Here is a 15202-nt window from a genome sequence, read left to right as displayed (position 1 = left end):
ATATCTGGAGACTGTATGGCAATTTTAGTCACTGGTGGTGCTGGTTATATTGGTTCACATACCGTGCTGACGCTTCTGGAAAGAGGTGATGATGTTGTGGTCATCGATAACCTTTCCAACTCCTCACAAACATCCCTGGACCGGGTTGCGGAACTGACCGGCAAAGCGCCCATTGTTTATATTGCTGATGTGCTGAACAACAATATTCTGAAAACGATTTTCTCTAACCATAACATCACCGATGTCATTCATTTTGCTGGATTAAAATCAGTTTCAGAATCAATAAAAGAGCCGCTTGCCTATTATGACAATAATGTCACCGGCACGCTGGTTTTACTGCGTGAGATGTTAGCTGCGGGGGTGAAGCACTTTATTTTCAGCTCTTCCGCCACGGTATACGGCAACCCGGAAAGCGTTCCATTAAGTGAACAATCGCCAACCGGTGGTACCACCAATCCGTATGGCACATCAAAATTCATGGTCGAGCAAATTCTGGCAGACTTTTCCCGCGCACAGCCCGATTTCCGAATCACCTGCCTACGCTACTTTAACCCAGTTGGCGCGCATCCATCGGGCAGGATTGGCGAAGATCCGAATGGTATCCCCAACAATCTGGTACCGTATATTTCTCAGGTGGCGATTGGCAAACTGGAAAGCGTGTCGGTCTATGGAAATGACTATCCAACCCCTGACGGCACCGGTGTGCGTGATTACATCCATGTGATGGATCTGGCAACTGGCCATTTAGCGGCACTGGATTGCCAGGAAAAAGGTGCGGCATACAAAGTCATCAACCTCGGTACCGGTATCGGGTATTCCGTACTTAACCTGATTGCAGCCTTCGAGAAAGCGGCGCAAACCCGCATTAATTATAAGATTGTGGCCAGAAGGCCCGGGGATATTGCCGAGTGTTGGTCAGACCCGTCGTTAGCACGAAAAGAGTTGGGATGGCAGGCCATCTATACCCTGGATGAAATGATACGCGACACCTGGAACTGGCAAAAAAACAATCCAGATGGCTATCACGTTTAATTTTTAACGATAAGGAGCCTGGTTGCCAGGCTCCTTACTATGGCAGGCTATTTCACCGTTACCGCAGAGACGCGATACCAACCGTTGCTCTGCTTCCCTTCATTGGCAAAGTGAATTCTTGCCGCACCGGTTTTATCCACTATCGCCGTCTCAATAGCATATTTCCCTTTCGGCAGCGTCCCGGGCATCGGCATCGGGTAACTCAGTGAGTACTTTCCGGGCAGCCAGTGACGTATATCTTCCGGGGCATTCCCTTGTGCCACCACCTTATTGGCCTCATCGACCAGACGAAATGCCAGCGTGTAGGGCAAGTAAATCGGCGCGTTACCCTCATTATACCAGGTGCTTGTCAGGGTGAATTCTTGTCCACCTTCCCAGACGGACTCGTGGCTCAGAGATGCTAAGCGAAACCGATAGCCCAGTTTTGTCAGTGCCTCGTCGACAATCGGACGATACTCACGGGGCACTGTTCTTGATTTCAGGTTAATCGTACTGGTATGTTGCTTCACCGCCCAGTCAAAAATCCCCTGCACTTCCGCTCGCGTATAGTGAAACGTATTTTTCCAGTCCTGCATGTACGAGCAGATCTCAAAGCTCACTGGCGCATGTTTCCAGGCATCATTAAATCCTGAATAGCTTTTCTGTGCGGCCTGCAGCCGTTGCGGATAATCATCCGCCATATGGTTCCAGGAAGCAGAAAACACGCGGAGATCGCCCAGGCAGTCCGCACGCCAGCCTGCCCCGCGCGCGACCGCATTCGCCAGACTTTGCCCACCACTCATCAGCATGATTTTTGGCGTACTGGGGAAAGCCGTAAAATGCATCGTCACATAGCGGTCCAACTGCGCCGTGGTATAGCGCTCCAGCAATGGCTTCAGCATCGGGAAGTTGCTGTTATGCCACTCTCCCCACGACCCCACCATGCCGATATCCACGAAAGCCAGGTTCTCGTTACCATCATAGCGTTTACCCATCGCGTTCAGCAGGCGCTGGCTATATTCAATAAATAGGGGATCGTCTAAATCAGGGATAAAGGTTTTTTTGTCAGACGTCCAGGTTCCCTTTACGCCTTTGTTAATCAACCAGTCAGGAATTTGTGAACCGGTTTCCGGCTCAGCAAGCGCCATAAACCGCAGTCCGACGTTCATCGCCGGTCGATGCGCCGCGGCATACTTAAAAGCGTCATCAACCAGTGCAAAATTGTACTGGCCTTCGACAGGCTCAAGGTCACGCCAGTAAAAGCGCTCATATTCAAAGCCGGTGTCGGGATAATCCGCCAGTCCAAGCGTTTCACCATATCCTTGATGAAAACTGGCGACCCCGATACCTGGGTTTGTCAGTGGGCCCGTCAATGCTTTGGGGGTTACGGTCGTTAATGCGGCCAATACCGTCAGCGGACAGAACAGACACAACAGCGCAGAAAACCATTTACACTTCATCGCAGTGACGCCCTCCACAGGTTTGATAACACTAGCGGTCTTTCAGGCTTAACCACCAGTCCCAGATACCAACGTGAAAATGTTGGAATACATCAATACCCAATGCGGATTTGATCATATATAGCGTCAGTAATACGCAGCAGGTGACAAACAGCGTGCCTAGCAGCAGCAAAAAAGTGAGCAACATGGTCGATAAGGTCGACTCCTGACGATGCCGCTGACGTAAGTCTCTGCCGAATAAAAAAACCAGATAAAAGCGTTTACCGAAAAATGGAAAACTTCTGCGAATATCGATCCGATGTCTTGATGCCAGAGTGCTGGCGACGATCGCTTTCTCGATCCCGCCTTTTTGTTCCGGAGTCAGTCCCTCCGATATATGCTCATCAAGTTGCGCATAAAATCGTTCGATGACGGGGGGGCGATTCTGAGGACTGGTCAAAATTAACCTATATCTTTATCAATTGAGTGATAGACATTGACTGTTTTTCTGGCAATTTCCTGCCAGTCATAATTTTGCAAATAGACACGATAGTCCACGCTATTTGCGCTGGCCCAGGCGGTTAATTTCTCAGCAAGGCTGGACAATGAGCCGACCCGAAAATAGGCCTCAGACGGCAACTGCACTTCCAAATTTGCGGGAATGTCGCTCACCACCGCCGGAAGGGAATACGACATCGCCTCCAGAAGTGCAATCGGTAGCCCTTCATGGTAGGAAGGCATAACGAACAGCCTGGCCTGCGAAAACACCGCCTGAAGTTCATCTCCCCTTAAAAACCCGGTCATCACCACCCCAGGGGTATCAGCGGCAAGTTGCTTGAGTCGAATACTGTATTCCGTTGGGTGATCTGCATCGCCAATGAGCACTAGCGGCTGTTGCAAACCACTTAGTTTGTACGCAGAGATGGCATCATGCATCCCCTTTTCTTCCACAAACCGTCCGACCACCACGAAATAGTTTTTCGCCTCGAGTCCAAAGCGGGAAAGCGTGGCATGAAGGGTTTGATCTGACAACGGACGGGGCTTATTGACGCCGTTGAAAATCAAATGCGCATCATAGCGAGCATGCTTTTTCTGAATCAGTTGGTTAATAACCTCAGAAATCACTATCACCTCATTGGCATATCTCACCGCCCAGCGTTCACCCAGCAGCAATATTTTTTTGGCGACGAATCCCCATTTTTGACGATCGTAATCAGGCCCGTGGTGGGTAAAAACCACCTTCTTGCCTAACACGCGTAATAATGGGATCACCAAACCCGGCCCTATAGCGTGGACATGCACAATATCAGAACCGTCGACACAGGTTCTAAACGCCGCTAAAACAGAATGCACAATCGCTTCCAGTGACCGTTTTTTGGGTGCCCACAGTGCATAGGTCTCAACTTTCTTATAAGAAGATCGTTTGTAGCTAACATACGGCGAGCGGGCGATAACACAAATATCAACGTCAAACTGTTGTTTAATCGCCGGATAAAGATTCTGGCAGTGGGTTTCCACACCGCCCAATACATCCGGAATACCACGGGTACCAAAAACCGTTATTTTTTTACTCATTCTATGGCCTGCTCAGAAGTTCTTTATATAGCGCCTGTAAGGTATCCATATGTTTGCTAAGCGCATATTTTTCACTCAGGCGCGCGCGACCCCGTAAGCCCATGACACGAGCTTTATCCGGGTCATCAACCAGAGTATCCATCGCCTTCGCCAGTTCCTGCGCATTACCCGGCTCAAATAAAACCCCTTCAATACCGTCACGTATTTGTTCGGGGATCCCGCCAATGCGCGCCCCGATCACCGGTTTCGCGAAAGACATCGCCTCCAGCACCGCCATTGAGCAGTTTTCATAACATTCAGAGGGGAGGATCACCACACGGGCATGCTTAATGAGCTGATTGAGGGCATCCCCTTGTTGTACATAACCTAAAAACTCAGCTTCCGGGTATTTCGCCACTAACTCGTCATGCAACGGACCGTGCCCCACTATTTTCAGCGGAGCCGGGTTACGCATTTTCTGATGAGCGGCCAGCAACGTTGCCACACCCTTTTCACGGCTCAGGCGGCCGAAGTACAGTATATAACCGTCATCGACGACCTCATCGATGGGCTGGCTATCATCAACACCATTGACGATCACATCGATTCGTGATTTCGGCAACGTGCGGAGTAACACGCCGCGTAGAAAGACGCTCGGTGAAACAATGACATCCAGAGCCTGATAATTTTGGGCAATGTATTGCCAGGTCGCTTCTAACGAGAGCAGCAAGCTTTTAGAGGCAGAGCCTTCCTGACAGCGATAGCGGAAGGCATTGAAAACGGTACCGGTGATACAGGCATCACACACCTTCCCATCGCGTAACATAGAGTATGCAGGACAGACAATCTTATAGTCGTGCGCCGTCAGCACCGTTTTACAGCCAAAATTGCGCGCCACTTTAATCAACGCCGGCGTCAACTGATGGTAAATATTATGAAAGTGAACGATATCAGGGCGTTCTTTTTGTAAAAGCGCCAGCATTTTTTTGCAGGCCTGGGTGTTATGAATAAAGTTAACCGCAGTTTTGATGCCCCCCAACAGATTACTCTCTTTATGGTAATCGACATTGCTGACGAAATAATCCGCATAATCAGAGGGGAAATTTTTCTCATGCTGCATGGAAAAATCAATGACCTGCACACCAGCCTGTTTCAGCATGTCGCGTTCTTGAAAATAAACCGTTTCCGCGCCGCCTTTGATGAAAAAAAACTTGTTAACTAATAATACTTTCATGGCGCCTGCCCCGGTTATTCATGAATGATTTTATTGCTGGGCGGAGTCAGTGGATCGCGTACCGGATAAAAAATACCTTTGATCAACCCCGCTGAACGTACGATTAAATTAATAACGCTTTGCAGCCCATCTGTTAACGAGCGGTTTTGCACAATCTTCAACAAGGCAAATGCCAGTAAGGGTAGAAGCGCAACGGCAAACACGTTGATATTAAAGGTGAGCAGCGCAACAAATAAGAGAATAAGGTAGAGCGCAAATACCGCCTCATTCCTCACGATGTTGAATGACTGGGAAAACCAGGGTTTCCCCCAACTACAACGCAAAAGCTCACCCGGAGCCTGGTAATAACCGCTGGTCCAGCGGCGCGCCAGCATCTTAAACGTCGACAGCGTGTGTGACGTATGGCTGAAGTAAGGAATATCCAAACGCCGCAGTTTATAACCCGCTTCGATTAAACGCAGACCCAGCTCAGCTTCTTCATAAGCGTGCAAATTACGGTTGGTCAGATAACCAATTTTTTCAATTGCCGACCGACGATACAGTCCACCGCCTCCCAGATGATCGCTATCGCCAAGAGGATAGATTTTATTGATCCGCTGCTTACGAGACTTAAACTCATAGTTAACGGCATCATCCATTTCGACGGTACCGGCCACCCCGGCATAGTCCGGTTCCGCCTGCAAAAAGGCAACAGCCTGGTCAATGAAGCCATCTTCCAGCTCCATATCTCCATCCATCAATAATAAATATTCCCCTTCGCTGTACAGATAGCCCAACTGATGGCCCACCCCACAACAGCGATCGCCTGGATCGGTGAGTGACACTACCGTGACGCCTTTATTGGCTGCCAACTGCTGGGTGTTATCTGTCGACAGACTGTCAGCCACAATAATTTTATGCGGATACCCGACCAACTGACGCCGAATGCTGTCGATCGTTTTCTCAATGCCTTTAGATTCGTTGAGCGTCTTAATACTCACTGAAATAAATGGCTTATTGTCCATACCATCCCCCTGCACTGCGAAGTACGGTTCGACGAATCACTAAGCTCGCCCCCAGCGATAAATAGAACAGGAACTGTAACATCGGCGTAATCATCAATATCTGGCTGTAAGGTAAGCTGATTAAACAACTGATAGCGAAAGCGTTAAACGCGGGCGCAAAGCTCAGTAACTGCAGATCCTGTTTATCCAGCTGTTCAAGCATCAATACTGGTTTTGGCTGACATACTTTCAGAATATAAATAAACAAGCCAATAAACAGCAGCGTGCCAATAATGCCAACTTCCCACAGCAGCATACTCAGCGCAGTCGAGTCTAAAATCAGGTTATAGATAATGTTCAAAAACCCAGGGGAGACCGTACTACCACTGTTTGTGGCATTAAGCCCATAGCCAAATAATGTGCCCGACAGTCCCCATAGATCGTTATTTTTTAACCAGAACAGAAACGTTGTGAAACGCCCCAACTCTCCGGTCGACATGATGTAGTTCGGATCAAAGATATAGCTCAATGAATCAATAAAAATGCTTAATGAGCCTTTTGTCGGATCGCTGCCAAAAGCGGAAGAGTAGTACCAGGCCAATATCATAATCGACAGGCCGATGAGCACCAGCATTCCTGCCACAATGATAAATAACGTCTTCAGGTTTACCTTACTGACATCTTTAACATAGCTCGGCGATATCCACACCCATGCAAGAAATATCGGTGACAGCAGGATGACAAACTTGACCTCGCCAATGATGCATAACCCTATTCCAAGGATGATATGCAGCGCTGCGGATTTAAACGTCGTAAGCCCATGCTTATATTCAGAGAGTTTCAGCAACATAATTAACAGGCAAAATAACCCCATCGCCGCCGTATTGCCGCCACCCATTGGATCTCCGCCGAATGTTCCGACCACGGAGTCCCATTTTTCATCTTCCCCGCGTACGGCCACACGCTGAGGAACAACCAGCAAAACCTGATAAATCATCACCGGGATTTGCGCATAGAACACCCAGTACAGATAGCGCGTCGCCCGATATATCTGCGATTCACGGCAAAAACCTAACAGCAAACAAACCATCACCAGCGATAACGCGATTTCGTTTTTGAAGGCCACAATTGCCACGGTGACCCCGCCCTGAATCAGGGTCGATGTTCCCGCCAGCACCAGAAAGGAAAAATACAGCGCAAGGATAATGGTTTCCTGTGCATCCAGACGCAGCGCCCCATCTCGCGTCTGCATCACCAGTAATCCCACCATCAGCAATGTCAGGAAAAACGGGATCCACAACACGGACTGCATGCCGGTGAAATACTGCACCAGACCACACAGGATCAGCGTTATAAAGGTGTAGACCTGTAAATAATTTCCGGTATTCAGTGTCATGGCGTCACCGGCTTGTTTTTCAGGAGATTGGCCCGCTTGTTCATTTTCAGGTAAATGAACGCATAGCGAATAAATGTCAGTGAAGAGAACAATATTACTGACGCCGCATAATCATGGTAAAAATAGGGAACGACCACAAACGCCAGTAGCACAATCGCCAACTGTTCAAGTTGGATACGCAGAAAATAGCGGTGCGAGCCAAAAATAAGCTCAATCACCGTTAAAGGACTTATCGCCAGCGCCGGGAACAAATAGGGCAGCATGTAGCGCGACGTCTCAATGGAGTTAATCCAGTCTTCGCTAAAACCCAGGCGCATCACAATGGGATAGAAAATAAAGACGCCTAAGGTACAGACAACCCCCAGCACTAGCAGCAGCATACGCACCTTCGTATACTCCTGATAATTGAAGGTGTTATTTCTAAAGTCGATGGACCATTTAGAAAAAATGGTATTGCGTACCGCGTTGCCGATAATCACTACCGGTGCCAGACAGAACCGGCTTACAACGGAAAAATACCCCGCCGTCAGCGCCGAAAACCAGAAGTTAATCAGCATAATAGGCAAGTTACTGCTCGCCATTGCCAGCACCTCAGCACTACCAACTTTAGTGATATGATGAATATTCTGTTTAAAAAATCGTAAATTACTTGCTGGGCGCAAATGCTGCGACGTCACCGAACGAATATCAAACGAATGAAAAATACAGCTAGTGGTCAGCAAAATCATGGCGCAGGCCCACGACCAGTAAAATGTCTGTACCTGGTGCGTGAGCAGTACCGAGAGCACCACCACCACGGAGACAGAAATACGCTGAAAGATTAGAAAATAAAAGTTGGCTGTCCGCAGCGATAAGTTTTCCGATATTAACGCCCACGCCGTTGAAAGCGTCAGCAAATAGAGAAACAGTATGTTCTGGTGAAACAACCACGCGGTCAGGACGGCATACGGTAACGCAATGAGCGCGCTTTGCAGCAAACAGAACACCACATTTTGCGCCAGCTCGTCATCCTGCTGTTTGGGAATCAACAACTGGGAGGCAAAGGTACACACCTGAGCCCCCACCACCGCGATACTGTAGTTGAGCGCATACAGCCCAACCTCTGCCATATCGTACTTATGTGAGATCAACCAGATAGACAGCGCACCAATCAGCTGCGAAACGACTGATGAACTGGCTATCGTAGAAGCGCTCTTCAGTAAACTCATACACGACCTGGCGTAGTCATCAGTTGGTCAGTATTGAAGTTCAATGAGCGCAACCCTTCCTGCGTTTCAAGGTTTTTTTCTTCGACCGCATTCAACACTGCGCCAATCACCACGCCCTGATTATCCTCAATCTTATCCAGTGCGCTGGCGATATTCTCCGCAGAACCGGTTCCGGCTTTCACGATAAAGATAACCCCATCAACGGCTCGTTTGATCAGTTGGATATCCTGACTTTGATTCACCGCTGCAACGTCAATAATAATGCGTTGATACTGCGACTTCAGTTCGCGCATCACGGGTTCAACGCGCTCTGACGACAGCATCAGTAACGAGGAAATAGTCGTCTTACCGTGGGGAATGAAATCAAGATTTTCAGTGATCTTAACCCGTACTTTTTCTAGCGGAGCCTCTCCCTGCAACAGCTCCGCCACACCCGCAGATGTCGCCGATGCCAGTTCAGAAGACAGGCCGTTGGTATTGAAGAAATCAGCATCAATAAGCAACGTTTTCTGATCGAAGCTGAATGAACTGGCCAACAGATTCGCCAACAGGGAGCGCCCTTCACCCTGCTCCGCCGAAGCAATAGCGACCGTCTGCAGCGGCCGATTATCCAGCATAATTCGGGTGCGAATACCGTGGATGATATCGGCATTCAGCGGGTTCTTCAGTATCATATCCCGAACCTGTGCGCGTCCCGAAGTGCCGGTAAACCGACGAATTTCGCCCAATGGCTCGACATTGAGACGTTTCTTCAGACGGCTCAGGGTGCTAATTGAATTATCCATTGCCGCTTTGACGATGAAATACATGATGCTGAATACCACAACCAACATCACCACCATCACGAGCAGCAACGATTTATTCGGCTTAGACGGCTTTAACGGGGGAACGGCTGGATCATACAGCACCGCATCCGCATTAACCCCGGACAGCGACAATTCCTGAGTCCGCTGATAAAGCGTCTTATACAGATCTTCCATTTTATCTAACGCCAATTTTTGGCTGTTCCAGGCATCCCGTTTTGATGCCATCTTCTGGAAGATCTCTTTTTGCTCAGCAACCTGCTGCTGGTAATTCTTTTCATCGGCCAGCGCAGCCAGATACTGCTGACGTAAGCCAAGTTTTAACTCACCCAGTACCCGACCCGTTTGATTTTGGATTGATTGCACATCGGCTTCTGCTTTTAAAATATTGGCACTTTTAGGCCCATACACTTTGCGCAGTTCCGACAACGTGCGCTGCGCCTGAATCAGCGCAATGCGTAAATCCTGAATTTGCGCATGATCAGAAACTGATGGCAGCGAAATGATATCGCCTGAAGATTTCCCTCGGCTATTTACTTCATTATAAACAGACTCCGCGGCGACACGGCGTTGGGTCGCATCGGCAAGACGGTTGGTCACAATGCTTAACTGCTCTGTTTCAAAACCATCAATACCACGGAAGGTCAGCAGCCCAGAGTTTTTCAGGTAGCTATCCATTTCCTCTTTTTGTTTCGCTATCGATTTCTGAATCTCTTCCATTTTTTCAAAGTTGAGATTGCGAGCCTGCTCTGCTTTCAGACGCTTTTGTTCTACCGTGTAGTTGATAAAGGCCTGAGCGACGCCATTGGCTATCTCAGCTGAAAGTTGAGGCGATGAAGATTCATAAGAAATAGAGGCCAGATTAGTGGTACGGATACCGATGACCTTCAGATCTTTCGACAATGTTTTCAGCGCCTGATCAACCCTCAGTTGCTGATCTTCACTACCAGAGCCGGGCTTCACCCCGGTAAAATCCGGGTTTTCATCCAGCTTCAGATCGCGGACCGCCTGCTCGAGGATAATGCGTGACTGCATCAGCGCATATTGCGTTTCGTAATATCCACTACGCGTTGAATCAAAACCATCCACCTGTGGAAACGGCGAAACGTTATCAGCTTGTGCCTTAATCAGCACCGTCGCCGTCGAGACATATTTTGATGACATCATGCTGATCAAGGGATACGCCACTACCCCGGCAATAATGCCGGCCAGCGCGATTTTCCAGGCATTCTTTTTCAGTTCTTTGGCAAAGCGGGAGAAATCGACGGAGTTTTCTCGTTGCTTGCCGTTTTCCACTATAGATAGTTTCATCGTTAGAAGAACCCCATGCCAATAATCACGACATCCCCAGGACGAACAGAGTGCGTTAAATCAACATTCTCAAGTAGCTGATTACTACCGGAGAGGCGAATGTTGATATCTTTGCGATCTGCACGGTCAGTAAATCCTCCCGCCTGAGCAATAGCTTTCTCTACGGTAAGTCCCGGCTCCCAGGCGAATCCATTCGGGCTTTTTACTTCCCCTGACACGTAGAATTTGCGGAACTCGGCAAGACTCACGGTCACCATGGGATTAACCATGTACCCGTTGCGCAAGCGTTGAGTTAATTCAATATTCACCTGTTCTGGTGTTTTATCTTTTAAACCCAGCACGCCGATATAAGGGAAGTTTATTGTTCCACTCTTATCCACGATAAATTTCATCGTCATTTCGGGTTCCCCGTAAACAACGATATTGACAGTATCCCCCGCCCCAATTCGGTAATCCTCTGCCACCGCAGCAGGATCGTCCATTAATGGTGGCCTGGACGTTGTGCATCCGACCAACAGGATACTGAATAGCAAAAACGCGCACAGTTCTATTATTTTCATTTTAGATCTGAACCTTAGCTTTAAGCATAATCATAGAATTATCATAACCCAACGTTCTAATGACTTCCTTACTGTCGTCGGGACCGATATAAAACGAATCAGTATCCTTATTTGAATTCAAAGTATCTAATTGATATTTAATCTCAAAATTGACAGACGGCGTGTAGTCATAGCTCATGGTTACACTAAATACACCATTTTTATCATGTCGATCCTTGTTCTGTTTTTTATAGTCTTCCGTGGTGTATGAGTAGTCCAGCAAAGTAGAAAAACGATTGCCCAGCCAGAAATGCTGGTAAGAAATCCCATACTCAGTCACTAAGATATACCCCCCAACTTCCGAGGGATCTTTAATACTTTGAGCAGAATGGGCGGTGAAGACTGACTGATTTAACGGCTTCCACTCCCCCTTTATATCCCAGTTTAGACCATTAAAATCACTCGAGTTTGCGGCATTTTCAAATGTTTTGTACAGCCATGAAATATTCATGTCGACGTTAGTTTTCCCCGTCAACTGCGATTTCAGACCGTAAAGCAAATAGTATTCATTACTGTCTTTTTCTGAGTTGTTATCATAGTGACGCTGATTAGTAATAAAACTATAGCGAAAGCGCGTTCTGGAGGTGTATTGGTCAAAAATTTCAGCCACCAGACTATTTTCATGCCATTCCTGCTGCTGAATATAATTGTAAAAATCCGGGCTGGTATCCTGCACATCCGAGGTATTCCCGAACGTCAGTTTTTTATACAACAGTGCCAGTTCCGCTTTGCCGCGTCCATCTGGTGCGCCATAGCTATAGCGCAACTCACTGTTGATAAAATTATTCGTCAGCGGAGAGTTAATTCCATACTGGCGGAACTGGTTCGGCAAAAAGCCCTCTGTGATATCGCGGCCGCGAGATTCATGCCCAATTGAATCTTCCAGATTCAGGGTTAAGCCGTGCATTTGCCCATAACGCCAGGCACCGTTAAAACGGAAAAAATGGTCGTTATAGTTATCGGCAGAATCGCTTGAGTAGTTACGATAATCGCCTGAATACATTAGCAAATACTTATCCTGTCCGCGCTCACCGATCATACTAAACACAGGTGCCGCGCTCTGGAACGCTGAACCTATCGCATCGCGGTTATGGGGCTGATAAGTTACGTTATCATCATAACCGTAATCCACAGCAGCTTGGCCCTGGAAGTCGATCCCCGCAAAGCCAATGTGTGATTTCGGTGTTAGATCAGCCCATGCGGACTGCGATATCACGATTCCGGTAATAACTATTAATTTAGTATGCATTCTTACCGACAAATCCTTTGAAAATAGTTTTAATAATAATTTTTATATCCAGCCATAACGACCAGTTTTGAATATATTCAATATCATACTGAACGCGCTTTTCCATCTTATAAAGTGCATCGATTTCCCCACGGAAACCGTTAATCTGCGCAAGCCCGGTGATCCCCGGCTTAACTTTATGGCGGATCATGTAATTTTCGACCTGTTTGCGGTACTGTTCATTATGCGTAACCGCATGAGGTCTGGGACCGACAATAGACATACTTCCCTGCAATACATTAATGAATTGCGGGAGTTCATCAAGAGAGGTGCGTCGCAAGAAACTACCAAATTTTGTCACGCGCGGATCATTCTTAGTGGCCTGGATAACCGTATCGGAATTCTCCATAACTCGCATCGAGCGAAACTTCCATACCTTAATTTTTTGTCCGCTCAGGCCGTATCGATCTTGTTTGAAAAACACCGGACCACGGGAGGTAAGTTTAATACCAATAGCAATCGCTAACATCAGTGAGGAGATCATCACCATAATGATACTACCGAGAATCAGGTCTTCCGCACGTTTAATAAATGAACCGGCCCCTTCAAACGGTGAGCTAAAGATGCCAATGGTTTGCAGGTTGTGGATCGAGCGCAGCTTGGACATATTGTTACTGTAGGTATAAAAATCAGGAACAATATAGGTATCTACCGTGGTATCCGACATCATGGCCAAAAAGTGACGAATACGATGTAATGCCACCATCGGCAATGCGATATAGATCTCGTCGATATTCCCTTGCTTAGCCTCTTCAACCAGATTAATGACAGGACCGCGAAAGGGACTTTTTATCTTATCCACGATATCACCACAGCGGGACAACGCGCGTTCATCATAAAAAGCCAAATCTAATTTGATATTGGAGTATTCAGCTATCAATGCATTTTCTGCTGCCACGCCGTTGTCGGTAAGACCAATAATCGCCACACGAATGTTTTTTTTCGTTGAATATTTAAAAATGAAAAAACGAATAAAATAAAGAAAAGGTAAAGGAATGAAATACCAGTAAACAATAGGGGATAAAAATGACGGTGTCAGACTTGTCAGGTATCCAAGTGACTCCGGTTCGGCCACCGTCATGCTGATCACTTCGTTGAACGAGATTGCCAGCAGCGTACAGAAAAGCAGCCGTTTTTGGTTACGTATGCCGATGGTTTTTATCTTCTGCTGGTACATTTTTGTGTATTCAGCAAGCAACAGGAAAAACACTGAGAAGAGGATGCTCAGAATGACAATGGTCTTAAACGGCACCATATTTAACAGATGGGCGCTAAAAATTAATGTAATATTGATTACAATAAAATCGACCAGTTTTAAAAAGACTGGATATCCTTGACTGCTAATCTTTAGCGAATTTTTAAGCATATCTCAGCCCATTATTTATTGATATTTAATTGTTTTTTTCTCTTTTCATGTTGCTAATTATATCACAAGTCTAAAAAACGCAATGGTACATTGTCAGTAAATGTAAAAAATAATGTTGACTAGTGTGACTATCACCCACGTTCCATTTATATCATTATGATTTTTATCATTAATTTCTGAATGAACGTTTTATCGCCACTGCCAAAAAAGATGAGAATTTACAACACAACCGTTATTGACAGATAGCACTTCATAGACTATGAAAAGCCGTTATATGTATGACGAATAGCATAAATCGTTTCTCTTTTTCCCCTAAATAGCCGTTGAAATTAATTAACTGCACCGCAATACAAATAAAGTCAATAAATCACTTTCCGTTATTATTAATAATGATCGGCTTTCTTATCTGTAATTTTCTTAAGAATAATCTGCACCAGTGAAATAAAGATATCAGTTCGTGATGCTTAAAAATCGTACTCGTACGCTCAGTCCTCCTAACGTATCGCTGCGCGACAACTGCGGGTGTGTACGGTGTAGACGCGCAATATCGTTGACCAGAGCCAGCCCTATCCCTGCCCCCGGGACGTTGCCGACGTTATCCAGGCGATGAAAGGGCTGTAACGCCTGATGCACCTGTTGTGCATCAATACCTGGCCCGCTATCTTCAACCACCAGCACCACAGCTTCTCCCTCGCACATTAAACGCGCCGTCACCACGCCCAGCGCTGGCGTATATTTCAGCGCATTATCCAGCAGATTTCCGCACAGTTCACCGAGTAGCACCTCATCCCCTTCAATCCACAGCGCCTCCTGCTTCCCTTCATACCCCAGATCGATAGCTTTACTGCGCGCCTGCGCCAGACGGGTAAAACAGCTGGTTTGCACCACGTCATACAGATTAACGGGCGAAAAGTGCCTTTCCCCTTGCTCTTTACGCTTCACCGCTGAAAGCTGTAACAACCTTTCCGTCAGCTGAATAGTGTTATCCAGCGTGGTACTCATGGCTTGCA

General features: G+C 47.1%; 13 protein-coding genes. 1 reads left to right on the top strand and 12 read right to left on the bottom strand.

What is annotated here, in order from left to right:
• Positions 1 to 15: 15 nt before the first annotated feature.
• A complete protein-coding gene (galE, locus tag FDX03_RS18970) occupies positions 16 to 1032 on the top strand; it encodes a UDP-glucose 4-epimerase GalE (RefSeq protein ID WP_116360820.1) in 1017 nt (338 codons plus the stop codon).
• Between the two features lie 47 nt (positions 1033 to 1079).
• On the opposite strand, the gene FDX03_RS18965 is transcribed toward galE, so the two are convergent.
• The 12 genes from FDX03_RS18965 to FDX03_RS23630 form a co-directional block, all read right to left on the bottom strand.
• Positions 1080 to 2471: a DUF4832 domain-containing protein gene (locus FDX03_RS18965; protein ID WP_115643003.1), complete on the bottom strand. Its 1392-nt coding sequence runs from the start codon at positions 2469 to 2471 to the stop codon at positions 1080 to 1082.
• 31 nt (positions 2472 to 2502) lie between these two features.
• Positions 2503 to 2910, bottom strand: a complete 408-nt coding sequence (locus FDX03_RS18960) for a membrane protein (RefSeq protein ID WP_048212971.1) — start codon at positions 2908 to 2910, stop codon at positions 2503 to 2505.
• A gap of 2 nt (positions 2911 to 2912) precedes the next feature.
• Positions 2913 to 4025 carry a glycosyltransferase family 4 protein gene (locus tag FDX03_RS18955; RefSeq protein ID WP_137346404.1) on the bottom strand — a complete coding sequence of 371 codons (1113 nt, stop codon included), beginning with the start codon at positions 4023 to 4025 and terminating at the stop codon, positions 2913 to 2915.
• 1 nt (position 4026) lies between these two features.
• Entirely contained in the window at positions 4027 to 5238 is a 1212-nt protein-coding gene (locus tag FDX03_RS18950) for a glycosyltransferase family 4 protein (protein WP_137346403.1), read from the bottom strand.
• Positions 5239 to 5252: 14 nt separating this feature from the next.
• Positions 5253 to 6242, bottom strand: a complete 990-nt coding sequence (locus FDX03_RS18945; protein WP_048212974.1) for a glycosyltransferase — start codon at positions 6240 to 6242, stop codon at positions 5253 to 5255.
• Entirely contained in the window at positions 6232 to 7617 is a 1386-nt protein-coding gene (locus FDX03_RS18940; protein ID WP_061068415.1) for a hypothetical protein, read from the bottom strand. Before FDX03_RS18940 ends, FDX03_RS18945 begins: the two co-directional genes overlap by 11 nt.
• Positions 7614 to 8825 (bottom strand): capsular biosynthesis protein, encoded by a 1212-nt coding sequence (locus FDX03_RS18935; protein ID WP_048212976.1) that lies wholly within the window; start codon positions 8823 to 8825, stop codon positions 7614 to 7616. The genes FDX03_RS18940 and FDX03_RS18935 overlap by 4 nt, the downstream gene beginning before the upstream one ends.
• Positions 8822 to 10939, bottom strand: coding sequence for a polysaccharide biosynthesis tyrosine autokinase (locus tag FDX03_RS18930; RefSeq protein ID WP_137346402.1), 2118 nt, complete (start codon positions 10937 to 10939; stop codon positions 8822 to 8824). Before FDX03_RS18930 ends, FDX03_RS18935 begins: the two co-directional genes overlap by 4 nt.
• Positions 10940 to 10941: 2 nt before the next feature.
• A complete protein-coding gene (locus tag FDX03_RS18925) occupies positions 10942 to 11499 on the bottom strand; it encodes a polysaccharide biosynthesis/export family protein (protein WP_048212978.1) in 558 nt (185 codons plus the stop codon).
• A 1-nt stretch (position 11500) separates the two neighbouring features.
• Positions 11501 to 12787, bottom strand: coding sequence for an outer membrane beta-barrel protein (locus FDX03_RS18920; protein ID WP_048212979.1), 1287 nt, complete (start codon positions 12785 to 12787; stop codon positions 11501 to 11503).
• Entirely contained in the window at positions 12777 to 14192 is a 1416-nt protein-coding gene (locus FDX03_RS18915; RefSeq protein WP_061068418.1) for an undecaprenyl-phosphate glucose phosphotransferase, read from the bottom strand. Before FDX03_RS18915 ends, FDX03_RS18920 begins: the two co-directional genes overlap by 11 nt.
• A 450-nt stretch (positions 14193 to 14642) precedes the next feature.
• The coding region (locus tag FDX03_RS23630) for a HAMP domain-containing sensor histidine kinase (RefSeq protein ID WP_249357111.1) at positions 14643 to 15202 on the bottom strand (560 nt) is incomplete at its 5' end.

The sequence above is a fragment of the Citrobacter sp. wls827 genome, from assembly GCF_005280875.1.
Classification (GTDB): Bacteria; Pseudomonadota; Gammaproteobacteria; order Enterobacterales; family Enterobacteriaceae; genus Citrobacter; species Citrobacter youngae.
The sequence above is the reverse complement of the archived record's forward strand: the minus strand, read 5'-3'. Positions and strand labels throughout refer to the sequence as shown.

Coding starts and splice junctions, on each gene's coding strand:
- galE (WP_116360820.1), top strand. CDS start 16: ATGGCAATTTTAGTCACTGGTGGTGCTGGTTATATTGGTTCACATACC.
- FDX03_RS18965 (WP_115643003.1), bottom strand. CDS start 2,471: ATGAAGTGTAAATGGTTTTCTGCGCTGTTGTGTCTGTTCTGTCCGCTG.
- FDX03_RS18955 (WP_137346404.1), bottom strand. CDS start 4,025: ATGAGTAAAAAAATAACGGTTTTTGGTACCCGTGGTATTCCGGATGTA.
- FDX03_RS18950 (WP_137346403.1), bottom strand. CDS start 5,238: ATGAAAGTATTATTAGTTAACAAGTTTTTTTTCATCAAAGGCGGCGCG.
- FDX03_RS18945 (WP_048212974.1), bottom strand. CDS start 6,242: ATGGACAATAAGCCATTTATTTCAGTGAGTATTAAGACGCTCAACGAA.
- FDX03_RS18940 (WP_061068415.1), bottom strand. CDS start 7,617: ATGACACTGAATACCGGAAATTATTTACAGGTCTACACCTTTATAACG.
- FDX03_RS18935 (WP_048212976.1), bottom strand. CDS start 8,825: ATGAGTTTACTGAAGAGCGCTTCTACGATAGCCAGTTCATCAGTCGTT.
- FDX03_RS18930 (WP_137346402.1), bottom strand. CDS start 10,939: ATGAAACTATCTATAGTGGAAAACGGCAAGCAACGAGAAAACTCCGTC.
- FDX03_RS18925 (WP_048212978.1), bottom strand. CDS start 11,499: ATGAAAATAATAGAACTGTGCGCGTTTTTGCTATTCAGTATCCTGTTG.
- FDX03_RS18920 (WP_048212979.1), bottom strand. CDS start 12,787: ATGCATACTAAATTAATAGTTATTACCGGAATCGTGATATCGCAGTCC.
- FDX03_RS18915 (WP_061068418.1), bottom strand. CDS start 14,192: ATGCTTAAAAATTCGCTAAAGATTAGCAGTCAAGGATATCCAGTCTTT.